At 68.0% G+C, this 22542-nt stretch carries 18 protein-coding genes; 6 read left to right on the forward strand and 12 right to left on the reverse strand.

Annotated elements, in window-relative coordinates; genetic code table 11:
* Positions 1–66: 66 nt before the first annotated feature.
* Genes AB4Y99_RS06730 through AB4Y99_RS06740 form a run of 3 tightly spaced genes read right to left on the reverse strand, consistent with a single transcriptional unit; the run spans position 67 to position 3242 of the window.
* Positions 67–1062 (reverse strand): Hsp33 family molecular chaperone, encoded by a 996-nt coding sequence (locus AB4Y99_RS06730; protein ID WP_441522779.1) that lies wholly within the window; start codon positions 1060–1062, stop codon positions 67–69.
* On the reverse strand, positions 1062–1982 hold the full coding sequence (gene argF, locus AB4Y99_RS06735) for an ornithine carbamoyltransferase (RefSeq protein ID WP_441522780.1): 921 nt from the start codon (positions 1980–1982) through the stop codon (positions 1062–1064). The genes AB4Y99_RS06730 and argF overlap by 1 nt, the downstream gene beginning before the upstream one ends.
* 39 nt (positions 1983–2021) lie before the next feature.
* A complete protein-coding gene (locus AB4Y99_RS06740) occupies positions 2022–3242 on the reverse strand; it encodes an aspartate aminotransferase family protein (RefSeq protein ID WP_441522781.1) in 1221 nt (406 codons plus the stop codon).
* Positions 3243–3807: 565 nt separating this feature from the next.
* Here AB4Y99_RS06740 and AB4Y99_RS06745 point away from each other — a divergent pair.
* On the forward strand, positions 3808–4359 hold the full coding sequence (locus AB4Y99_RS06745; RefSeq protein ID WP_038365055.1) for a GcrA family cell cycle regulator: 552 nt from the start codon (positions 3808–3810) through the stop codon (positions 4357–4359).
* A gap of 187 nt (positions 4360–4546) precedes the next feature.
* Here AB4Y99_RS06745 and AB4Y99_RS06750 read toward each other — a convergent pair whose 3' ends face one another.
* The 5 genes from AB4Y99_RS06750 to AB4Y99_RS06770 form a co-directional block, all read right to left on the reverse strand.
* A complete protein-coding gene (locus AB4Y99_RS06750; protein ID WP_441522782.1) occupies positions 4547–5608 on the reverse strand; it encodes an amino acid ABC transporter permease in 1062 nt (353 codons plus the stop codon).
* Positions 5605–6768 carry an amino acid ABC transporter permease gene (locus AB4Y99_RS06755; protein WP_441522783.1) on the reverse strand — a complete coding sequence of 388 codons (1164 nt, stop codon included), beginning with the start codon at positions 6766–6768 and terminating at the stop codon, positions 5605–5607. Before AB4Y99_RS06755 ends, AB4Y99_RS06750 begins: the two co-directional genes overlap by 4 nt.
* Before the next feature lie 133 nt (positions 6769–6901).
* Positions 6902–7933: an amino acid ABC transporter substrate-binding protein gene (locus tag AB4Y99_RS06760; RefSeq protein ID WP_038365060.1), complete on the reverse strand. Its 1032-nt coding sequence runs from the start codon at positions 7931–7933 to the stop codon at positions 6902–6904.
* 110 nt (positions 7934–8043) lie between these two features.
* Positions 8044–9087 carry a GMP reductase gene (locus tag AB4Y99_RS06765; RefSeq protein ID WP_038365063.1) on the reverse strand — a complete coding sequence of 348 codons (1044 nt, stop codon included), beginning with the start codon at positions 9085–9087 and terminating at the stop codon, positions 8044–8046.
* A gap of 97 nt (positions 9088–9184) precedes the next feature.
* Entirely contained in the window at positions 9185–10354 is a 1170-nt protein-coding gene (locus AB4Y99_RS06770; RefSeq protein WP_441522784.1) for a glycosyltransferase, read from the reverse strand.
* A gap of 160 nt (positions 10355–10514) precedes the next feature.
* On the opposite strand from AB4Y99_RS06770, the gene AB4Y99_RS06775 reads away from it, so the two are divergent.
* A complete protein-coding gene (locus AB4Y99_RS06775) occupies positions 10515–11567 on the forward strand; it encodes a glycosyltransferase family 2 protein (protein ID WP_441522785.1) in 1053 nt (350 codons plus the stop codon).
* A 276-nt stretch (positions 11568–11843) separates the two neighbouring features.
* Here the strand turns inward: AB4Y99_RS06775 and AB4Y99_RS06780 are convergent, their stop codons facing one another.
* Both AB4Y99_RS06780 and AB4Y99_RS06785 read right to left on the reverse strand, forming a co-directional pair.
* Positions 11844–14309, reverse strand: a complete 2466-nt coding sequence (locus AB4Y99_RS06780) for an exopolysaccharide transport family protein (RefSeq protein ID WP_441522786.1) — start codon at positions 14307–14309, stop codon at positions 11844–11846.
* Positions 14310–14333: 24 nt separating this feature from the next.
* Positions 14334–15425 carry an endo-1,4-beta-xylanase gene (locus AB4Y99_RS06785; protein WP_441522787.1) on the reverse strand — a complete coding sequence of 364 codons (1092 nt, stop codon included), beginning with the start codon at positions 15423–15425 and terminating at the stop codon, positions 14334–14336.
* A gap of 113 nt (positions 15426–15538) precedes the next feature.
* Here AB4Y99_RS06785 and AB4Y99_RS06790 point away from each other — a divergent pair, with 113 nt between their 5' ends.
* Positions 15539–16777, forward strand: coding sequence for a lipopolysaccharide biosynthesis protein (locus AB4Y99_RS06790; RefSeq protein WP_441522788.1), 1239 nt, complete (start codon positions 15539–15541; stop codon positions 16775–16777).
* A gap of 3 nt (positions 16778–16780) precedes the next feature.
* Here AB4Y99_RS06790 and AB4Y99_RS06795 read toward each other — a convergent pair whose 3' ends face one another.
* Positions 16781–17683: a DUF6492 family protein gene (locus AB4Y99_RS06795; RefSeq protein ID WP_441522789.1), complete on the reverse strand. Its 903-nt coding sequence runs from the start codon at positions 17681–17683 to the stop codon at positions 16781–16783.
* A 5-nt stretch (positions 17684–17688) separates the two neighbouring features.
* A complete protein-coding gene (locus AB4Y99_RS06800; protein ID WP_441522790.1) occupies positions 17689–18477 on the reverse strand; it encodes a WecB/TagA/CpsF family glycosyltransferase in 789 nt (262 codons plus the stop codon).
* 442 nt (positions 18478–18919) lie between these two features.
* Here AB4Y99_RS06800 and AB4Y99_RS06805 point away from each other — a divergent pair, with 442 nt between their 5' ends.
* The 3 genes from AB4Y99_RS06805 to hemA all read left to right on the forward strand — a co-directional run bounded on the left by AB4Y99_RS06805 (position 18920) and on the right by hemA (position 22458).
* A complete protein-coding gene (locus tag AB4Y99_RS06805; RefSeq protein WP_441522791.1) occupies positions 18920–19666 on the forward strand; it encodes an SDR family NAD(P)-dependent oxidoreductase in 747 nt (248 codons plus the stop codon).
* A gap of 239 nt (positions 19667–19905) precedes the next feature.
* A complete protein-coding gene (locus tag AB4Y99_RS06810) occupies positions 19906–21165 on the forward strand; it encodes an allantoate amidohydrolase (RefSeq protein WP_113252831.1) in 1260 nt (419 codons plus the stop codon).
* An 81-nt stretch (positions 21166–21246) separates the two neighbouring features.
* A complete protein-coding gene (gene hemA / locus AB4Y99_RS06815) occupies positions 21247–22458 on the forward strand; it encodes a 5-aminolevulinate synthase (RefSeq protein ID WP_441522792.1) in 1212 nt (403 codons plus the stop codon).
* The last annotated feature ends 84 nt before the right edge of the window (positions 22459–22542 follow it).

Genomic DNA, 22542 nt, shown 5'->3' on the forward strand with positions numbered 1-22542 from the left:
TGCCGTCTCATTCGGCAAGAGCTTCCCGGGCCGCCGCCTCGCGTCGCCCGGGAATGACGACGGCCTTCAAAGTCCCGACGTCACCCCCTGCTCGACCTCCGACGGCTCGAAGGAATAACGCCGCGAGCAGAACTCGCAGGTGACGCCGAGCTTGCCGTCATCGGCGATCATGGCGCGGCGATCCTCGGGCGAGAAGCCGCGCAGCATCGAGAGCACGCGCTCGCGCGAGCAGCGGCAGGCCTCGTGCACGACAACCGGTTCGAAGACGCGGGCGCCGCGCTCATGGAACAGGCGATAGAGCAGGCGCTCGCTCGCCAGCGTTGGGTCCAGCAGTTCGTGGTCCTCGACCGTCTCGACCAGCGAGCGCGCCTCCATCCAGGCATCGTCACTGACGCCGTCGGGGTCGTTGCCGGCCAGGATCTCGTGGCCCTCGGGCACGTCGCCGGGATGGATGTCGGCCGCGCGCAGGCGTTCGGGCGAATGCGGCATGAACTGGACGAGGATGCCGCCGGCGCGCCAATGCGGCCGCCCTCCGGTCGTGACGGTGCCGACGGCGAGCCGAACCCGCGTCGGGWTCTGCTCGGACTGGCGGAAATACTGGTGCGCCGCCTCTTCCAGGCTCTGCCGCGTCAGGGGCACGATGCCCTGATAGCGCGTCGTCGCCGAGCCCTGGTCGATGGTCATCGCAAGATGACCTTCGCCGAGCAGATCGCCGGTCGAGAGCTTGTCCAGCGCGACCGCCTCGACGAGCTTCGCCTCGTCGATATGGGCGACGGCGCGGAAATTGTCGGGGGCGGTGAAGTCGACCACCATCATCGGGATGGCGCCATCGCTCTTGGTCTGGAGCTGGAAGCGCCCCTCGAACTTCAGCGCCGTGCCCAGCAGCACGGTGAGCGCCGCCGCCTCGCCGAGCACGCGGGAGACGGGCTCGGGATAATCGTGGCGCGCGAGGACGGTGTCGATCGACGCGCCCAGCCGCACGACGCGGCCGCGCACGTCGAGATCGGGGACGGCGAAGGGCAGGACGCTGTCGTCGAACCCGGCCGTGACGTCGGCGGCCATCAGGCCGCGACCCCGCCGAAGCACCAGGCGAGGATGCCTTTCTGCGCATGCAGCCGGTTCTCGGCCTCGTCGAAGACGGCCGATTGCGSGCCGTCCATGATCTGGTCGGTGACCTCCTCGCCGCGCGAGGCCGGCAGGCAATGCATGAAGATCGCCTCCTTCTCGGCGCGCTCCATCAGCCTGTCATCGACCTGGTAGGGCCGCAGAAGGTTGTGGCGGGTGCCTTCCTCGTCGCCCATCGAGACCCAGCAATCGGTAATGACGCAATCGGCGCCCTCGACCGCCGCCTCGGGATGGGTGGTCAGCGAGAGCTTCGCACCCTGCTTCTTCGCCCAGGCGACCAGGGCCGGTGGGGGCGCCAGCTCCTCGGGCGTGGCGATGGCGAGCTCGAAATCGAGCCGGCCGGCGGCATGGATCCAGGAGGTCAGCACGTTGTTGGTGTCGCCGGTCCAGGCGATGCGCTTGCCCTTGATCGAGCCCTTGCGCTCCTCGAAGGTCATGACATCGGCCATGACCTGGCAGGGATGCTGGCGCTTGGTCAAGCCGTTGATAACCGGGACCGAGGCGTATTTCGCCATCTCGACCACGGCATCATGGTCGAGCATGCGGATCATGATCGCATCGACATAGCGCGACAGCACGCGGGCGGTGTCGGCGATGGTCTCGCGCTCACCGAGTTCGATCTCCCGGCCGGTCACCATCATCGGCGAGCCGCCGAGTTCCCGGATGCCGACATCGAAGGAGACGCGGGTCCGCAGCGAGGGCTGCTCGAAGATCATGGCGATGACCTTGCCTTCGAGCAGGCGGTCCTCCGCGGCGGCAGGGGTGCGGCGTCGCGCCTTGATCTCCTCGCCGGCGCGCAGGATCGAGCGCAGCTCGCTGCCGGAGAAATCGGAAAGGTCGAGGAAATGGCGCGTCACGGGCGCTTCCTTCGCTTCGCTGGATGGGATCGGTTGAACTTACTCTGCCGCAGGGCGCTTCAGCGTCGCCTCGACGGCGCTCGCCGCCTTGTCGAGCCGCGAGACCGCCTCAGCGACATCCGCCTCGGTGATGATCAGCGGCGGCAGCAGGCGCACGACATTGTCGCCGGCGCCGACGACAAGCAGGCCCTGGGCACGGGCCTCGTTGACGAAGTCGGTGTTGAGCGTGTGGAGCTTGAGGCCGAGCATCAGCCCCTCGCCGCGGATCTCGGCGATGATGTCGGGGTGCCTGTCCTTGAGCTCCGCCAGCGACTGCTTCAGCCGAAGCGCGATCTGGCCGACATTCTCGATGAAGCCCGGCGCCAGCACCACGTCGAGCACGGCATTGCCGACCGCCATGGCGAGCGGATTGCCGCCGAAGGTGGTGCCGTGCGTGCCGAGCGTCATGCCCGAGGCCGCTTCCTCGGTCGCGAGGCAGGCGCCCATCGGGAAGCCGCCGCCGATGCCCTTGGCGATCGACATGATGTCCGGCGTCACGCCGTAATGCTCATGGGCGAAGAACTTGCCGGTGCGGCCGACGCCGGTCTGGATCTCGTCGAAGATCAGCAGCAGGCCCTGTTCGTCGCAGATCTGGCGCAGCAGCTTGAGGAAGCGCGAGGGCACCGAGCGCAGGCCGCCTTCGCCCTGGATCGGCTCGATCATCAGCGCGGCGGTCTCGGACGTGATCGCGGCGCGCAGCGCCTTCTCGTCGTCGAAGGGCACCTGGTCGAAGCCGTCGACCTTGGGGCCGAAGCCGTCAATGTATTTCTGCTGGCCGCCGGCGGCGATGGTCGCCAGCGTGCGGCCATGGAAGGCGCCCTCGAAGGTGAYGATGTGGTAGCGCTCGGGATGGCCYTTCGCRGCATGGTAYTTSCGCGCCATCTTGATGGCGCACTCATTGGCCTCGGCSCCSGAATTGGTGAAGAACRCCCGYTCSGCGAAGGTYGCCTCGCAGAGCCGGCGGGCGAGGCGCTCGCCTTCCGGCGCCGCATAGAGGTTCGAGGTGTGCCAGATCTTGCCGGCCTGCTCGGTCAGCGTCTTGACCAGATGCGGATGGGCGTGGCCGAGCGCATTGACGGCGATACCGGCGCCGAAATCGAGATAGCGCGTGCCGTCGGCGGTGATCGCCCAAGGCCCCTCACCGCGCTCGAAGGCGACGGGAGCGCGGGCATAGGTCGGCACGAGCACGGACTGGCTGGCGGAAACGGGGGCGGGAGCCATGAGGCAAAATCCTCGCGAGGGGGACGGATGAGAACGGATTGGCGCTGGGGTCGAGAACGCGATCCGGGTGAGATGCCGCAGCATGCGGCCAAGTTGCGACCCGGCGACGACGTTATCGTCGCAGCCAGTTCCTGACCTCTCGTCGCGCCGTCATCCGCATCGTTCGGGGCCTTGATCCGCAAAACATAAGCGCCGCCCGAGCGGGCGGCGTCACCTTGTGGATAAATATGCTTAAGGCAGCCGGCACTGTCAATTCCATGCCGCCGATTCCCTTGCCGGCTCTGCCGTGACGGCAGTGTTGCCGAAAAGATTCGCTTGACCCGCCAATCGCGAATCGCCTGGGGAAAAGCCCAATTCGGATTCGGCGACTCTTGTCCGCGAGTCACCGCCCCTTGTATGGTCTCATTCGTCAGATACGACATTTCGTGCGGCGTCCCCAGTCCCGTCTGTTGCGGAAGCAACGGTTTTTGTCTCAGCGACAGAAGCCGCCGGTTCCGGATTCCGCCACGAAGCACCCTTAAGGGCGGCACCGCGAGGGGCCGGCCGGACAAGACAGGTGATGCGGATGAACGAAGCCGGAGCATGGACCGACGAGCGGGTCGAACTGCTCAAGAAGCTCTGGAGCGACGGTCTGAGCGCAAGCCAGATCGCCGCCGAGCTCGGAAACGTCACGCGCAACGCGGTGATCGGCAAGGTGCACCGGCTCGGCCTGTCGGGCCGTGCCAAGAGCGCCGCTGCGCCGGCCACGCCGCGCAATGCCGCCCCGCGCAAGGCCCCGGCACGGGCGCCGAGCCATCCGATGAACAACGCCGCCGGCGCCACCCGCGGCACCCATGCGCTCGCTCCGCATTTCGCGACGCAGCCCGAGGCCGATATCGAGGCCGAGCAGGCGCCGCGGCCGTCCGAGGACGTGGTGATCCCGTTCTCGGAGCGGGTCACCATCATGGAACTGCGCGAATATATGTGCCGCTGGCCGATGGGCGACCCGACAACGCCGGAATTCCGCTTCTGCGGCGCGCGCTCGCAGACCGGTATGCCCTATTGCAGCCACCACGCCCGCATCGCCTACCAGCCCGCTGCCGACCGCCGGCGCGACCGGAGCAAGGTGCGAGCCTGATCAGGCCGATGGCGCTGAAATCAGAAAACCGGCCGAAAGGCCGGTTTTTTGTTGGCTGGTCGAAAGCTTGCGTCATGCTCGGGCTTGACCCGAGCATCTCATGACGAGGAGGCGCCAGAGCCTCCTCCTGAACGAGATTCCCGGGTCTGCGCTTCGCTCCGCCCGAGAATGACGGCAAGCGGCCTCCTCACAACCTGCGCCGCTTCTCCAGCGAGCGGCTCCAGCGCGAGAGGGCGAAGCAGATCAGCCAGTAGATCGCGCCCGAGAAGGCATAGGCCTCCATGTTCATGCCGACCCAGTTGGGATCGGCGAGCGAGGCCTGCGCGATGCCGAGCAGGTCGAGGATCGAGACGACCAGCACCAGCGTCGTGTTCTTGATCAGCGCGATGAACTCGTTGGTCATCGCCGGCAGCGAGATGCGCAGCGCCTGCGGCAGGACGATCAGCCCCGTCGCCTTCCAATAGGTCAGTCCGAGCGCCGTCGCGGCTTCGCGCTGGCCCTTGGGCAGCGCCTGCAGGCCACCACGCACGGCCTCGGCCATATAGGCGGCAATGACGAAGCCGAGTCCGATCACGGCGCGCGCCAGCCGGTCGATGTCGATGCCGCCCGGCATGATCAGCGGCAGCAGCAGCGAAGCCAGGAAGATCACCGCGATGATCGGCACGCCGCGCCAGAACTCGATGAAGATGATGCTGATCAACCGGATGACGCGCAGTTCCGATTGCCGCCCGAGCGCGAAGAGGATGCCGAGCGGGATCGCGATCAGGCTCGCATAGACCGAGATGAACAGGGTGAGCATCAGCCCGCCCCAGTCGCGCGTCTCGACATGGCGCAGGCCGAAGCCGCCGGAGAGCAGCCAGATGCCGAGCGGCGGCAGCAGGATGAGCATGGCGACGCCGAGCTTCAGCTTGAGCCGCTGCGGCGCGAAGACGACCGCCGCGACGCCGAGCACGAAGGCGATGCCGGCGATATCGACGCGCCAGCGCTGGTCGGCGGGATAGAGCCCATACATGAACTGGCCGAAGCGGGCGCGGATGAAGACCCAGCAGGCCCCGCCTGCGGTACAGTCGGCGCGGGTCGTGCCGCGCCAGCTCGCATCGATCAGCGCCCAGYGGATCAGCGGCACCGCGACCCAGGCGATGGCGAGCGCCAGCACCACCGTGACGAAGGCGGTGAAGGGCGTGCCGAACAGACGCTCGCGCCAGAGCGAGAGCGACGAGGCGCTCCGGGGGGAAGCCAGGCCGCTCATCGCGTCACCAGAGCGATGCGGGCGTTGTACCAGTTCATGATCGCCGAAACCGCAAGCCCGATGACGAGATAGACCGCGAGCGTCATGGCGATGATCTCGATCGCCTGGCCGGTGTTGTTCAGCGCCGAGCCCATGAACAGGCTGACCAGATCGGGATAGGCGATGGCCGCGCCAAAGGAGGAGTTCTTCAGCACGTTGAGATACTGGTTGGTCAAGGGCGGGATCATCACCCGCAGCGCCTGCGGGATGGTGACGAGCCGCAGGATCTGGCCGGAGCGCAGGCCGAGCGCCGAACCCGCCTCGGTCTGGCCATGCGAGACCGACTGGATGCCGCCACGCACGATCTCGGCGATGAAACCCGCCGTGTAGGTGACGAGCGCCGCCAGCAGCGCGACGAATTCCGGGATGACTGCGAAGCCACCGCGATAATTGAAGCCGCGCAGCACCGGCACGTCCCAACGCGTCGCCAGCACGGCCCAGGTCAAGGCCAGCACCGGCACCGCGAGCAGCAGGGCGAGCCCGACGCGTAGCGTCGGCGCGTGGAGCCCGGTCCGCTCCTGGCGCTTGCGGGCCCAGACATGGAAAGCAGCGTAAGCCAACACGCAGGCGAGGATGATCAGGCCGGCGATGCGCAGGTTGCCCATGGCATCCGGCAGGGGGATGGTGAGGCCGCGATTGTTGAGGAAGGCGACGCCGAACAGTCCGATGCTCTGGCGCGGCGCCGGCAAGGCGGCGATGACGCCGAAATACCAGAACAGCACGAAGAACAGCAGCGGGATGTTGCGGACGAACTCGATATAGGCGCCGGCGATGGTCGAGAGCAGCCAGTGCGAGGAGAGCCGGGCGATGCCGACGACGAAGCCGAGCGCGGTGGCGAGAACGATGGCGATCACCGTCACCAGCATGGTGTTGGCAACGCCGACCCAGAACAGGCCGAGGATGTTGTCGGCCTGGGTGTAGCCGGTGAGGACGAAGGGCACCTCGATGCCGGAGGTGCGCCAGAGGAAGCCGAAGCCCGAGGCGATGCCGGCCTTGACCATGTTCTCCGAGGCGTTGCGCACGAAGAAGATGGTCAGGCCCACGAGCAGGACCACAACGGCGATCTGATAGAGCCAGTCGCGGACGCGCTTGTCGTTGATGAAAGAGAGGAAGCTGCTCACGCCGGCCTCGATCAGGAGTCGCGGGCGTCATTCCCGGGCGGTGCGAAGCGCAGACCCGGGAATCTCGTGACGCTCAGGCTGGTTTCCGAGATGGTCGGGTCAAGGCCCGACCATGACGTCCTTCAGACCGCTCTCACTGGAAGGGCGGGGTGAACAGCAGGCCACCCTTGGTCCAGAGCTGGTTCTGGCCGCGCTCGAGCTTCAGTGGCGATCCCATGCCGACGGTGCGCTCATAGCTCTCGCCGTAATTCCCGACCTGCTTGATGGCGTTGTACATCCAGTCGTTCGGGAGCCCCATCATCTCGCCGAAGCCGCCCTCGGCGCCGAGCAGGCGGCGGACTTCGGAATTCTTCGAGCTCGCCTTCATCTCGTCGACGTTCTTGGAGGTGACGCCGAGCGCCTCGGCCGCGATGGTGCCGTTCAGCACCCAGCGCACGATGAGCTGCCAGCGCTCGTCGCCCCAGCGCGTCACCGGCCCCTGCGGGTCGTTCGAGATCGGCTTGGTCAGGATGATGTGGTCGTCGGGGACCTTGAGCTTAATGCGCTGGCCGGCGAGCGCGCCGACGCCGGCGGTGTAGGCGTCGCAGCGCCCGGCGTCATAGGCCGCGATGGCGTCGTCGTTCTTCTGGAAATTGGTGATGGTGACCTTGAGGTTGCGCTCGCGGAACCAGTCGGCGGCGTTCTTCTCCTCGGTCGAGCCGGCGGCGACGCAGACCGAGGCGCCGTCGAGGCCCTCGGCCTCCTTCACATTCGCCGATTTGCGGACGATGAAGGTCTGGCCTTCGTAGAAATTGATGCCCTGGAAGTTGAGGCCGAGCGTGGCGTTGCGCGAGAAGGTGATGGTCGAGTTGCGCGCGAGCACGTCGACCTGGCCCGATTGCAGGATCGGCCAGCGCTGCTGCACCGAGGTCGGCGTGAACTTGACCTTGGTCGCGTCGCCCAGGATGGCGGCCGCGAGCGAGCGGCAATAATCCACGTCGAGGCCGGTCCACTCGCCCTTGTCATTGGCGAAGGAGAAGCCCGGCAGGCCGAGATGCACGCCGCATTCGAGATTGCCGCGCGCCTTCACGGCATCGAGTGTGGGGCTCGGCGCGAGCTGCTGAGCGCTCGCCAGCGAAACCCCGGCGGCGAGAAAGGCTGCCGCGCCCAAAATCCTGATCGTCATATCGTCTCCCCGAAGCCGTGAGCGGCTTTCTGCATTGAGGCCGGGACTATGCAACAGATGGGCCGTAAGCGGTACCCGACGAAGTGAGCATTCCTGCCGGGAGGCGTCAGTCAGTTGCCGAACACCGTGTTGAGCTGGGCGCCGACCATGATGAAGGTGGTGCGCTTCGACATCTCCTTCAGATAGACCGCCCCGATATAGGTCATCGCCGAGCGCACCCCGCCCATAATCTCCTGCATCGTGCCCTCGACCGGGCCACGATAGGGCACCTCGACGGTCTTGCCCTCGGACGCCCGGTATTTGGCGACGCCGCCGGAATATTTGTGCATCGCCGTGTCGGAGGACATGCCGTAGAAGACCATCGCGACCGGCACCTTCTCGCCGTCGCGCTCCTCGTAGCGGATCTCGCCCTCGCATTCGTCATGGCCGGCGAGCATGCCGCCCATCATCACGAAATCGGCGCCGCCGCCATAAGCCTTGGCGACATCGCCCGGCACGGTCAGGCCGCCATCGCCGCAGACCAGGCCTTTCAGCCCATGGGCCGCGTCAGCGCATTCGATGATCGCCGAGAGCTGCGGATAGCCGACGCCGGTCATCTTGCGGGTGGTGCAGACCGAGCCCGGCCCGATGCCGACCTTGACGATATCGGCGCCGGCCAGGATCAGCGCCTCGGTCATGTCGCCGGTGACGACGTTGCCGGCCATGATCGCCGCGTCGGGAAAGGCGGCACGCGTCGCCTTGACCGTATCGACGAATTTCTCGGTGTAGCCATTGGCGACGTCCAGGCAGATCTTGGAGATCGGCGACTGGGCGTGGACGGCCTTGAGCTTGTCGTGATCGGCCTCGGTGGTGCCGAGCGAATAGAAGGCATTGGCCGATTCCGGCTCGCGGAAGAAGGCGATCAGGGCCTCGGCGTCGTAGTGCTTGTGCAGGGCGACCATGGCGCCATGCTTCCGCAGCGCCCGCGCCATCGCCATGGTGCCGACCACGTCCATATTGGCCGCGATCAGCGGGAAGCCCTTCCATTCCGCGCCGGTATGCGGGAAGCGGAAGCTGCGTTCGACATCGACATGGGCGCGGCTGCCCAGCGTCGAGCGCTTGGGACGGATCAGCACGTCACGGAAGTCGAGCTTGGGATCGTTTTCGATGCGCATGGGCCGGCTCGGGCTGGGCGATGGTCCGCGCACGCTGGCAGGCGTGCGCCGATTCATAGCCCCGGACGGCCGCTGGAGGCAAATCGGCGGATGGACCTCAACGCGCCGCGGCGGCAAGGCCTTGCGCGAGGCCGGCGGCGAGCGCCGCCCGCTGGCGCGTCAGGAAAGCCTCGCCATCGATGCGCTGCGCGTCGCCGGCCCTGATCACGGCCAGTCGCTCCACGAGCGCGCGGGCGAAGTCCGGCGCGCTGTCGGCGAGCGTGAAGTTAGCCGGCAATTCGGTGAAGCCGCGGCAGGAGAGCGAGGTCGCGACGGCCGGCAAGCCCAGCTGCATCGCCTCGATGGTCTTGAGCTGCACGCCCGTGCCGGCCCGGCTCGACAGCGCCACGATACGGCAGGAGTGCAGGAACGCGTCGGCGGCCGGGACGCGGCCGACCAGGGTGACATTGAGCGGCATGCGCAGCTCGGAGGGGACGCGGCCGGCGACCGCGATCCGCAGATCGTCCGGCAGCAGCGGGCAGACCTCCTGCAGGAACCATTCGAGGCCGACCCGGTTCGGCAGCCAGGTCCAGGTGCCGATCAGCCCGATATCGAAGCTCGCAGGCGCGTCCTGCCCCGCCACGATCGCGGGCGGCGCCGCGCCGGAGACCAGAGGCAACACGGCGGACTTGTCCCGGGCCTCGGCGCCCATCGCCCGCCGATCCTCCTCGGCAAGGGTCCAGACGAAGCGCGACTGCCGCCAGAGCCGGCGCTCGATGGCCTCCAGCAGCCGGGCCTCGCGGGCGAAGAGCCGGCGGAGCAGGAGGTTGCCGGCATTTTCGGCATTCTGCCGCGCCGAGGCGTGCTCGATATTGTGCTCGACCAGCACGCAGGGCGCGATCTCCAGCAGTTCCGGGAAAGCGCCGGGCAGCATCACCGAGTTGAGGACGAGCGCATCGAACGGCCCACGCGCCCGCACGGCCTCGACCAGCCGGCCGGCGCCCGCGAGCCTCAGCTTGGCGCAGGCGACCGGCAAGCCGAAGCGAAAAGCGGCCGCGATCCAGCGCAGTTGCCGCCCCGTCGAGGCGACCGCATTCTCGATGTCGATCTCGGCCACGACAACGGCCTGCTCGGGATCGGCCGGCGTTTCGCCATGGCGCGTGAAGCCGATGGCCGTCACGTCATGGCCGGCGGCGCGCAGCGCCGAGAGGATCGCGGCATTGGCGATCTCAAAACCCGTATCCGGCCGGGCAACCGGAATGAGCGAAGTCAGAAAGGCGAGGCGCAAGGAAAGCGGGTCCGCGGCAAGATGTCTTTCAGTCGGCCGATTGCCGCGGCAGGTCAAGCCGCCCCGTCTGCTATGCTCAACGAGGTTTTGCCGGAAAAGGCCGGTGGGTCGCGCTTTGCGAACACCGAACTTTAAGCCGGCCGGGTCTATGAGGTCTGCCATGGTTGCGGCTGAATCGACGAAACAGACCGATGCCGGCGCGCGGGGCGATGCCTCGCCGCTGCGCTTCGCGACGCCCGAGAGCTTCGGCGTGGTGGCGCAATCGCCGCCGGAGATGCTGGCCGGCGTCGCGAGCGTCGTCTGCGTGCCGACCTTCAGGCGCCCCGACATGCTGGAGGCGACGCTGCGCTCGCTGGCGGCGCAAACCGGCGGGCATGATTTCGCGGTGATCGTCGTCGAGAACGAGGGCCAGGAACAGGCCGGCGCGCAGCGCGCGAAGACGCTGCTCGAAGCCGGGCTGTTCAAGGGCCTCGTCATCGTCGAGCCGCGCCAGGGCAACTGCAAGGCCTATAACGCCGCCTGGCGCTGCGCGCTGACACGCTTTCCGGCCCTGCAGCAGGTGCTGGGGATCGACGACGACGAGGAGGCCGAGCCCGGCTGGCTCGACGCCTTCCTCAAGGCGGCGGCGACCGCCCCGGCCGAGCTCTTCGGCGGCTCGGTGACACCGGTCTTCGCCGACCGCTCGCGGGCCTGGCTCGCGGCGCATCCGGTCTTCCGCTCGCATTATGCGGCCTCCGGCCCGGTGCCGATGCTCTATTCGAGCGCGAACTACCTGATCCGGCGGGAGGTGCTGGAACGGCTGGGTTTCCCCTTCCTCGACGAGAGCTTCGACTTCACCGGCGGCGGCGACACGGATTTCTTCACCCGCGCCAGGGCCGCCGGATTCCGCTTCTGGTGGGTGCAGGAGGCGGCGCAGCGCGAGACGATGCCGCAGCGCCGCACCGAATTCGGCTGGATCGCCGCGCGCGGCCTGCGCAACGGCGCGATCTCGGCCACGATCGCGCGGCGGCAGAATCCGGGCGCCGCGGGCCGGCTCAAGGTGCTGGCAAAATCGCTCGCGCTGCTCGCCGCTTCCGTACCACGCGGCATCGCGCTCGGCCTGAAGAGCCGCTCGGGCACCATCGCGCTCTACCACGCCCAGGTCGCGCTCGGCCGGCTGATGTCGGAATTCGGCGTCGCCAACGAGCAATACCGCAAACCGGAGAAGAACTGAGGCCGGTCGAGCGGGGGCGAGCCTCATCCTGAGGAGTGCCGAAGGCGCGTTTCCTGAGAGTCCCGCGTTTTCAAGGAAATGCGGGTCATCCCGGCCGCAGCGAAGCGGAGAGCCGGGATCCATGCCTGAACCTTGTGGGGTACGTTCCGGCATGGATCCCGGGTCAAGCCCGGGATGACCGCGTGGTTCCGTACAAAATCAGCACGCTCTTAGGATGAGTCTAGGATGAGGGCTTGGGGAGTCCGGACCGGCTCCGGACCGCCAGCAGGTGCCGCCTCAGCTCTCGTTCACGACGAGGCCGCGCAGCTTGTTGGCGTTGACGCCAAGCTGCGCCTTCAGGCGCTCGATATCGGCATCCGACAGCTTGGCCTGGCGTGAGACTACGAGGATGTCGTCCACCACCTCGGCAAAGCGCCGCGCCAGCGCGCTGCCGGCCGTGGCATCGACGATGACCGGTCCGAAACGCTGCGCTGCGCCGAATAGGCCGTTTTCCAGCGAGCCCGTCGCGGGCAGGCCCGGCCGGTTCGAGCGCGGCAGGAAGGCGAGATCGCTGCCTTCATCCTTCAGGATCGCGCGGGCAAGCGTGCGGCTGCCGCCGATCACCTCTTCCAGACCGGCCGACGCATCGGGCGCGAAGATCCGCGTCAGGGCGAGAGCGCCGTCGGCGGCATCGACGAGCAGCGCCGGCTGGCCGGCCAGAGCGGCATCGAGCGCGAGATTGAGGGCGAGCGTCGTCGCGCCCACCTGCGGCTGCAGGCCGAGCACCAGGATACGCCGGCGCGGATTGTCGCCGGCGCCATGAACCAGTTCGGCCCTGACAGCGGCGACGGCCATGGCAAAGCTCGCCTGCGGCTTGTCGATGACATCGACGAGATGCGCCTTGGCCTGGAAGACCGAGCGCGCGGCCTCGAGTTCGCGGCGCCAGCGCCGGTTACGCACCGCCGGAATCTTGCCGAGCGGCGTCAGGACCAGCGGCGGCGACGGCTTTTCCGGCTTCCGGTCCGGCTGACCGCCCGGAATCGCGATGAGGCGGCGCCAGCCCGCCTTGTCGCCGGCCGGGGGAGGCGTCTGGACAGCGGCGGGGCTCACCGGCGGCGGAACGGGTTCGGGCTGCTCGGGCACGGGTGGCGCGACCGGCTGCGGCTGCGGAGGCGGAGGAGGCGTCAGAATCACGGCTTCGGACGGCGGTGCCGGTCGGGCCGGCGGAGGCGGTGCCGGTTCCTCGGCTTCAGACTCGACCGGGCGCGGCTTGCGCCGCCAGAGGGATCTGCGGGCCGACGGGGCCTTCTCCTCCGGCACCGGGCGGGGCACCGCGAACAATGCGAGAGCCAGCGCCAGCAACGCTCCCGCGCCGCCGCCGCCGAAAGCGCCGAGTAGCGCAATGCTGCGGCGGCTGACGCCGCTCTTCTCCAGCGGCGGCATGGCCGGGCTGATGACGCGGGCATTGGTCGTGTCGATGCCGCCGAGCTCCCCGGTTTCGCGGGCTCGCTTCAGGAAGGCGTCGTAGATCGCGCGGGAGGATTCGACCTCGCGTTCGAGCTCGCGCAATTCGACCGAGGCGCGGCCGGCGGCGTATTGCGCCGTGGTGAGCTGGTCGACGCGGCGCGAGAGCTGGCGCTCGGCCTCGGCGGCACGGTCGTATTCCGCCTTGGCGGCGCGGGCGATGCGGCTGAGCTCGTCGGCGATCTGGCGGCGGGAATCGGTCACCTGGGCGCGGGCGGCCGTCAGGGCCGGATGGCGCGCGCCGAGCGAGGCGACGAGATCGGCCTCCTTGCTGAGTGCCGCGCCGAGCTGGGCGCGCAGCGCCGTCATCGTATTGGAGGCGACGGCCTCCGGGATCGCGCCGGCCTCGACGTTGGAGGCGCGGGTCGCGGTGATCTGGTCGTATTTCGCCTTGGCCTCGGTGGTGCGCTGGCGGGCGGCGACGAGCTGGGTGGCGTTGAGCGAGAGCTGTTCCTCGCTCAGCGACTTGTTGCTGCCGAGCCCGACGATGTTGTGGGCTTCCTTGTAGGCCTCGGCCTTGTCCTCGGCGACGCGCAGGCGGCCGCGCAATTCCTCGAGCCGCGCGGTCAGGGCAGACGTGGCGCGCCGGGCTGCATCGACGCGGACCTGCGCCTGGTCCTCCAGATAGGCTTCGGCGAGGGCATTGGCGATCTGCGCGGCCTTGTCCGGGTCGCCGGCCGTGGCGGAGATGGCGATGACGAAGGTGCGCTCGCCGCGACGCACGGCGACGCTCTTGTCGAGCGCGGCCAGCGCATAGAGCATGGCGTTGCGATCGGTCGTCGCCTTGTCGGGGCCGAACAGGCCGGAGAGGAGGCCACCACGGGCCGGGCCGCCATAATCGGGATCCTTGTCGAGCCCGAGCTTCTCGATCACCCGCGACTTGATGCTGTCCGACGCGATGACGCGTGCCTGGCTTTCGAGATAGCTCAGGATCGAGGTCGGGTCGCTGCCGACGGTGTTCGGGGAGACGTCGTTCTGGAGCACGCGCAGATCGCGCGGGTCGATGAAGAGCTGCGCGGTCGAGGTGTATTTCGGCGCGATCAGCAGGCTCGCCAGAACGGCGAGGCCGAAGCCGACGAGCGCGCAGAGCAGGATCAGCCCCTTGCGGCGCCAGAGCGTCGCCACGATCCAGAGCGGATCGGCGAGGCGGCCGATCTCGACCGGGCGCGCCGTTTCCGGCGGAGCTCCGCGATCGGCTCCTTCCAGTCGATCCTTGTCGGCCGTTTCGGTGGTGAACATGACGCTACGCTTCACTTTCCGAACTCACCCCGTGCCGCGCCGATAGCGCTCGAGCACTGCCATCATCGGTTTCGGCCGGTAATCCGCATCGAGCGGCAGGGGCCTCGCCTTGGCGTCGTCCTTGCGCGGGAAGGTCTCGCCCACCCAGGAATAGCGATCGGTCAAACCCCAGGTGACGATCGCCTTCGGCCGCTTCGCGGAAACGACGGCATTCAGGAAGGTCGAGACCAGCGCGGCGGAATGCTTGTCGCGGAGCGCGGCATCGGCCGGCAKCTTCCAATCGATCACGTCGAGTTCGGTRATCTCGACATCGAGGCCGAGCTCGTCGAGATCGCGCATGAAGCGCTGCAACCCGTCGGTATCGACCTGCTTCTCGGCATAGAGATGCGCCTGCATGCCGACGCCATGGATCGGGATGCCCTTGTCCCTGAGGCGCCGGCAGATGTCGAGCGCGACCTTGCGGCGGGCGGCGGCGACGGGGTCCGGCTCCTCGAAATGGAAATCGTTGAGCACGAGGCGCGCCTTCGGATCGGTGCGGGCGGCCGTGCGGAAGGCGATCTCGACATGCTCCGGCCCGAGCAGGCGCTGCCAGATCGTGTCGCGCCAAGGGCCACCGGAGGTGGGGTCGTATTTGATGACCTCGTTCACCACGTCCCAGGTGGCGATGCGGCCCTTGTAGCGATCGACGACCACCTCGATGTGGTTGACGAGCTCGCGCTCGGCCTCGGCGCGGGTCTTCATCTCCTTTACCCAGGGGGGCAGGGCCTCGCCCCAGAGCAGCGTGTGGCCGCGCAGCGCCTTGCGATTGGCCTCGGCGAAGTCGACGAGCTCGTCGGCGCCGGAAAAATCGAAGCGCGCGCGGTCATGGCGCAGCGCCTCCCATTTCAGGTCGTTCATGGGCACGACGACGTCGCAATAGCGCTTCAGCGCCTCGCGATAGCGCGGATCGCCCCGGAAAGCGCCGATCTCCGCGGCCGAACCCATGGCAATCGGGCGCGCGGCCGCCTGCCCCGGGGCGGAGCCGAGCATGGCGACGGCCGCGGAAACGGCGCCTGCACGCAGCGCAGCGCGGCGCGTGAGCGCGAGGTCGTCCCGGTCCGGTTCGGCTTCCTGCATGAGTTGGTGCGCTTCCGTTTCGTTTAGGGTCGCTCAACGCCTCTCGGCTAAGTGAATTCCATCATCCGCGCGATGGCAGGCATGGGCCGGGCCAGCGTCCCCGAGTACCGTCCATGTTACCGAGCCGTGCCACCACCCTCTCCTATCTCACCATCCTGAGCGGCTCGGCCGGCCGGCTCGTCATCTCCCTTGTCTACTTCCTTATCGTTGCGAATACGTTGACCTTGGGCGAGTTTGGCCTTTTCGCCACGGCCTCCTCGACCGGGCTCATCCTCTCGCGCCTGCTTGCCTTCGGTTTCGTCTCGCCGCTCTACCGGGTGGCGACCGTCAAGCCGCGCCTGCTCGGCGCCTATCTGGCGGGCTTCGCGGGCTTGAGCCTCGCCTCGCTGCCGCTGATCGGGGCCATCTCGGCCGGCGCCTACTGGCTGCTCTTCACCGACCGGCTGGCGGCGCTGCCCTTCGCCCTGATCATCGTGGCGGAGGTGCTGTGCTGGCGGCCGGTCGAGGTCGTCGCCATCGTCAATAACGGGCTCAGGCGCTTCCGGCAGGCGGCCCTGCTCGTGATCATCGGCTCGTCGCTGCGGACGCTGGCCGCGCTGCTCTTCATCGCCTTCGGCCATCGCAGCCTCGAGATCTGGGCCGGCGCCTATCTCGCCGCCACCTTCCTGAGCCTCGTCGTCGCGCTCGCCGCCTTCCTGCCGCCGGCGCGCTGGCGCTTCGTGCGGGCGCTCTATCCGCGGCGCATGGCGGATGCCGTCTTCGCCGGGGCGGCCGACATCGTCTTCTACGTCCAGTCGGAGCTGGACAAGCTGCTGGTGCTCGGCCTGGCGGGCGAGCGGACCGCAGGCCTCTATGCCATCGCGCTCAGGGTGATCGATCTCACCGCCATGCCGGTGCGCAGCTTCAACCAGATGCTGGTGCAGAAGATCATGCAGGATCGCGGGCTCGGCGGAGGGCGGCGCCTCGCCGCCTTCGAGATCGGCATCGCGCTGGTCTCGACCGCCGGCCTCGTCGCCGTCATCGTCGCGCTGAAGCCTTTTCCGGGGCTGCTCGGCCGCAACGTCTCGGAAGCCGCCTATCTCTTCGCGCCGATGCTGCTGGTGCCGGCCTTCCGCAACCTCGTCGAATACCATGCCGAGCTGCTCTATGCGCGCGAGCGCACCGGCTCGCGCATTGTGCTGCTGTGCCTGCTGACTGCGCTGAAGGCAGGGCTGATCTCGCTGGTGATGACCCGCTTCGCCGCAGGCGAGGCCTGGGCGAGCTGGATGAACCTCGTCTTCGGGCTGGTCTATCTGGTCTCCGCCAGCTTCACCTACCGGCTGCTGGCGCGCGGCGGCTACAAACAGCGCTGAGGGTCAGGCCGAGGCCTGTCTCTCGAACAGCGCCCGGACCTTGTCGAGCGGTTGGCCGATGAAGGACTGCACGCCGACCGCGACCTGCCAGGGCTCCAGCACCTCCTCGAAGGTCTTCAGCAGGTCGAGACCGGCGACATCCTCGGGGAACCAGTAGACCTTGCAGAGCTCGCGTGGATCGGGCCAGTGCCGCGCGGCCTCGAGCCCGAGGACGCGTTCGACGTAGTAGCCGTAGATCATGTATTCGGAGAATTGCCGGTCCCGCGCGATGGCGGAGACCCAGTCGCGACCGCTCACCGTCTCGATATGCGCGAGCAGCCCGAGCACATGGTCGCGGCGCCAGCTCACCATGTTGTTGATGTAGTCCGGCCCCGGATAGGACGGCGCGCCAAGCCCGAGCAGGGCCGAGGCGCTCTCGCACCACGGCCGATGGCGCGCCATGTCGGCCGCGATCGCATCGGGCTTGCGATAGAGCCTGACGGCGCCGTCCCGCTCGAGATCGGCGAGATCGAAGGGCCGCAGGAACAGCATGTCGGAATCGGCGAAGAGGATGACGTCCTCCCCGGCGACCGTGGCGACCGCGAATTTGCGCAGCTGCTGGGCATGCCAGCCGCGCAGCGGCGGGAGGCCCCGCGCCAGCGCGCGCGCGCCGGTCCAGACCCGACGCCGGCCGAGGCTCAACGGATCCGGCCTGGGCTTCAGCCAGGATGGCAGGAGCTGCGATTCAGGGAGGATGCGCCGTTTCGGCCCTTCGAGGTCGCGAAACAGCGGAACGTCGCGATCCTCGACCAGGAGGTAGTGCACGCCATGGCCGGTGACGAAGCGATCGATGCTGGCGCAGAGCAGGCGGCAACGATCGACGTCGCCCCTGTAGCTCGGCGTCGCCAGGGCATAGCTGAAGGTCACGGGCGTCAGCCGGCCTGCCGGCCGTCAGCAAGATATTGCCGCGCCACCCGCATCAGAAAGGCCGGATTGCCGAGCACATAGCGGCGCCAGAGCCGGCTCGGCTCGAGCCAGAGCCGGTAGATCCATTCGAGGCGCGCCTTGCGGATCGCCTCCGGGGCACGCTGCACCTCGCCCGCGAAGAAATCGAACAGAGCCCCCACGCCGGCGGCGACCGCGCAATGCTGGGTGCTCAGCTTCTCGGCGATGAAGCGCTCCTGCATCGGGTTGCCCATCGCGACCAGCAGCAGATCGGGCCGCTCGGCCTTGAGCCCGTCGAGCAGCCGCGCTTCCTCCTCCAGAGCGTAGTAGCCATGCGAGACCACCTTGAAGCGATGCTGCGGATAGCGCCGAGCCAGATTCTCGACCGCGCGGTCGGCCACGCCGGGGCGGCCGCCGAGCAAGGACACGCGAAGCGGCCGCAACTGCGCACCGAAGAAGGCCGGGAGGAAATCCGTGCCGTTCAGATTGACCGGGAAAGGCTTGCCGTAGAGCAGCGAGCTCCCGAGATCGACGCCGATGCCGTCCGCGAGGACGAGAAAGGTCGAAAGGCTGCGCTGCAGAGCCAGGTCGCCGGCGGCGACATTGACGAGATTGGCGTTGCAGAAGGCGAGCTTGACATGGCCGCCTTCGACGATGGCCTCGCGCAGCTCGGCGATCGCGGTATCGCGGGTCACCACGGCGATGCCGATGCCGCCGATATCGCGCTTGCCATAGCTTTGGCGCCGGCGGGGCTCGGCCTCGTTCGCGAGGGGCATAGAAAGCGCTGCAGGCACGGTCGTTTTCGATCCTGAGAACTGAGGCAGGCTCATGATGACGGGATGTGAAGGCGGAACCAGCACTCAGGTCAAGGCGAAGTCAAGCGAAAGGTGAACGCCGCCTTCACGCAATCCCGGAGAAAGAACTAACGGCGATCCCGCAGCAAAACCAATGACTTGTTCCGAACCGAGACGAAAGCCTACAAGACTGTCGCTTCCGTTGCGTCGGCGCCAGCCGCATCTGTTGCAGGGTGGGACGAACAGACCCCTGTCGTACCGTTTCGGAACGTCGGACGGGCGGTTTCAACTGCGGCAAAACGAGGTGAATGATTAACAGATTGCATAGCGGCCACGCGACGGCTGCAAGCCTGCAGCTTGGCTCTGGCTCGCCGCTCCCTCGCTCGCTAGGCTGGCTGGCAACGAATCCGGGGAGGCTGAGCGAATGAACCAAATCGATTTAAGAAAGCGCGTCGCCATCGTGACGGGAGGCGCGCAGGGGATCGGCCGCGCCGTGGCCGAGCGTTTCGCCGCAAGCGGTGCGACCGTCGCGATCTGGGATGTCGATGGCGGCCTCGCCGCGAAGACCGCCGCCGAAATCGGCCATGGCGCGACGGGCAGCGCGGTCGATGTCACCGACGCCGACGCCGTCCAGGCCGCGAGCGATGCGCTCGAAGCCAGACATGGCAGYGTCGAYATCCTCGTCACCAGCGCCGGSATCGCCGGGCCGAACCACAAGACCTGGGATTATCCGCTCGAGGACTGGGCGCGGGTGATGCGGCTCAACCTCGACGGCACGCTGCATTGCTGCCGTTCCGTGATCCCGGGCATGATCAAGCGCAATTACGGGCGCATCGTCCTCGTCGCSTCGATCGCMGGCAAGGAAGGCAACCCCAAYGCCTCGGCCTATTCSGCMTCGAAGGCGGCGGTGATCGCSYTRACCAARTCGCTCGGCAAGGAACTCGCCGACAAGGAYATCGCCGTGAACTGCATCACGCCTGCGGCGGCGCGCACCCGCATCTTCGACCAGATGAGCGACGAGCATATCGGCTACATGCTCGCGAAGATTCCACGCGGGCGCTTCCTGCTGCCGGAGGAGGTCGCCTCSATGGTCGSYTTCCTSGCYTCSGCCGAGAACAGCTTCACCACGGCGGGCGTCTTCGACCTCTCCGGCGGACGGGCGACGTATTAGGATTCACGATTCCCCATCGAAAAACGCCGTCATTCCGGACAAGCCGCGCTAGCGGCGCCGATCCGGAGTCCATCGTCGGCGTAGTTTTCGTCTCAAGACCGCACGACCCAGCTTGATGAYGCAGCCCAGCACCGAGACGCCGGATCGGAGAAGCAGCTTTGCCAAAAAGCGGTTCCCGCTTCCCAGCCTCCTGCTCTAGGGTCTGGGCTCACGATCGACGGACTTATGACCTGGCGCCCATGACGCAGACGCTTCCCTCCGCCGCCGTCCTCGGCGCCCGTGCCTTCGCCGCGCTTTCCGGCCTGAACCGCTTCTCCGACGAGCCGGGCAAGCTGACCCGCCTCTATCTCTCGCCGGCGCACAGGCAGGCGGCCGAATGGGTCAAGGGCGCGATGGAGGTGGCGGGGCTTTCCGCCTTCATCGACGCGGCCGGCTCGGTACAGGGTCGGCGCGAGGGCACGGTGCCGGGCGCGCCCGCCGTGCTGATCGGCTCCCATATCGACACGGTGAAGGATGGCGGGCGCTTCGACGGCAATCTCGGCGTCGTCGCCGGCATCCTCGCGGCGCAGGCGCTGCGCGATGCCGGGATCGGCCTGCCCTTTCCGATCGAGGTCGTTGCCTTCGGGGATGAGGAGAATGTCCGCTTTCCGACACATCTCTCCACCTCCGAGGCGCTGGCCGGCCATTACGACCCGGCCTGGCTCGAGGCGCGCGACAGCGAGGGCGTGAAGCTCGCCGACGCGCTCGTCGCCTTCGGCGGCAATCCGGCCGGCATCGCTTCGCTCACCCGCAAGCCCGGCTCGATCCGGGCCTATCTCGAAGTGCATATCGAGCAGGGGCCGGTGCTGGAGGCCGAGAACGAGCCAGTCGGCATCGTCACCGCCATCAACGCCCAGAGCCGGGCGCGCGTGCGCGTCACCGGCGAGGCAGGGCATGCCGGCACCGTGCCGATGGCCCTGCGCAAGGATGCCCTGACCGCCGCCGCCGAGATGGCGCTGGCGCTGGAAGAGATCGCCGCGGCGCATGAGCTCGCCGTCGGCACGGTCGGCGTGCTCAGCCCCGAGCCCGGCGCGACCAATGTCGTGCCCGGCGCCGCCGAATTCACCATCGACTACCGTGCGCCCCGGAACGAGACGCTGGCCGCGATGGAGGCGGCGATCCGCAACCGCTTCGGCGCCATCGCGGCGCGGCGCGGGGTCGGGCTGGAGATCGTGCCCTATGCGAAAGCCGAGGCCGTGCCGATGGACCCGCAGCTGCAGGACGCTTTCGCCGCCGGCATGGCCCGGGCCGGCAGCAACCTCTCCGCCCGGCGACTGCCCTCCGGCGCGGGACATGACGCGATGGCGATGGCGGCGATCGCTCCGGTCGCCATGCTGTTCGTGCGCAATGAGAAGGGCATCAGCCACTCGCCGCGCGAGAACATGACCGAGGCCGATGCCGGCACCGCCATCAAGGTCCTGCTCGAAACGCTGCTGGAACTGGCCGAACGTTCGAAATAGAAGGATTCCAGCCGCGACACCGCGCGCCATTCCGCCGCGCCCCCAAAAGGCCTAGGAGAGGCGCGCCGCAGGAGGCTGGCCATGGATTTCGAGAGTTTCTTCCGCAGCGAGCTCGACGGGCTGCGACGCGAGGGCCGCTACCGGGTCTTCGCCGATCTGGAGCGTCAGGTCGGACGTTTTCCGACCGCGACCTATCACGGCGAGAGCGGCCCGCGCGACGTCACCGTCTGGTGCTCGAACGACTATCTCGGCATGGGCCAGCATCCGAAGGTGCTCGCCGCGATGCACCAGGCGCTCGACGGCTCGGGCGCCGGCGCCGGCGGCACGCGCAATATCGGCGGCACCAACCACTACCATGTCCTGCTGGAGCGCGAGCTCGCCGATCTCCACGGCAAGGAAGCGGCGCTGATCTTCAATTCCGGCTATATGGCGAACTGGGCCGCGCTCTCGACGCTGGCCGCGCGCATCCCCGGCTGCATCGTCCTGACCGAYGCGCTGAACCATGCCTCGATGATCGAGGGCATCCGGCATTCGCGCGTCGAGAAGCACATCTTCGCCCATAACGACCCGGCCGATCTGCGCCGCAAGCTCGCCGCGCTCGACCCGGCCCGGCCCAAGCTGATCGCCTTCGAATCCGTCTACTCGATGGATGGTGACATCGCGCCGATCGCGGAGTTCTGCGATATCGCCGAGGAATTCGGCGCCATGACCTATTGCGACGAGGTCCATGCTGTCGGGCTCTACGGGCCGCGCGGCGGCGGCGTCTCGGAACGGGAGGGGCTGACCGGCCGGCTCACCCTGATCCAGGGCACGCTGGCGAAGGCCTATGGCGTGATCGGCGGCTATGTCGCCGGCTCGGCGGCGCTGTGCGACTTCATCCGCAGCTTCGCCTCCGGCTTCATCTTCTCGAGTTCGCTGCCGCCGGCGGTGGCGGCCGGCGCGATCGCCGCGATCGCGCATCTCAAGGAGAGCCCGGCCGAGCGCGAGCGCCAGCAGGACCGGGTGCAGGCACTGCGGCGCAAGCTCGACGCAGCCGGCATCCCGCATCTGGAGAACCCCAGCCATATCGTCCCGGTGATGGTCGGCGAGGCGAAGGCCTGCAAGGCGATCAGCGACGAATTGCTGGCGCGCTTCGACATTTATGTCCAGCCGATCAACTATCCGACCGTGCCGCGCGGCACGGAGCGGCTCAGGATCACGCCTTCACCCTTCCATTCGGATGCGGATATCGATGCGCTGGTGGCGGCGCTCGGTGCGATCTGGGCGCGGGATGGGCTGAAGCGCGCGGCCTGAGGCCGGTCAGCCGCGCTTGGCCACGATCATCAGGGTCGCCGAGAGCAACCCGAAGACCGTGGCGAGGCCAGCAAGGATCAGGGT

The organism is Allobosea sp. TAB14 (genome assembly GCF_052113865.1).
In the GTDB taxonomy this organism is placed as follows: domain Bacteria; phylum Pseudomonadota; class Alphaproteobacteria; order Rhizobiales; family Beijerinckiaceae; genus Allobosea; species Allobosea spartocytisi.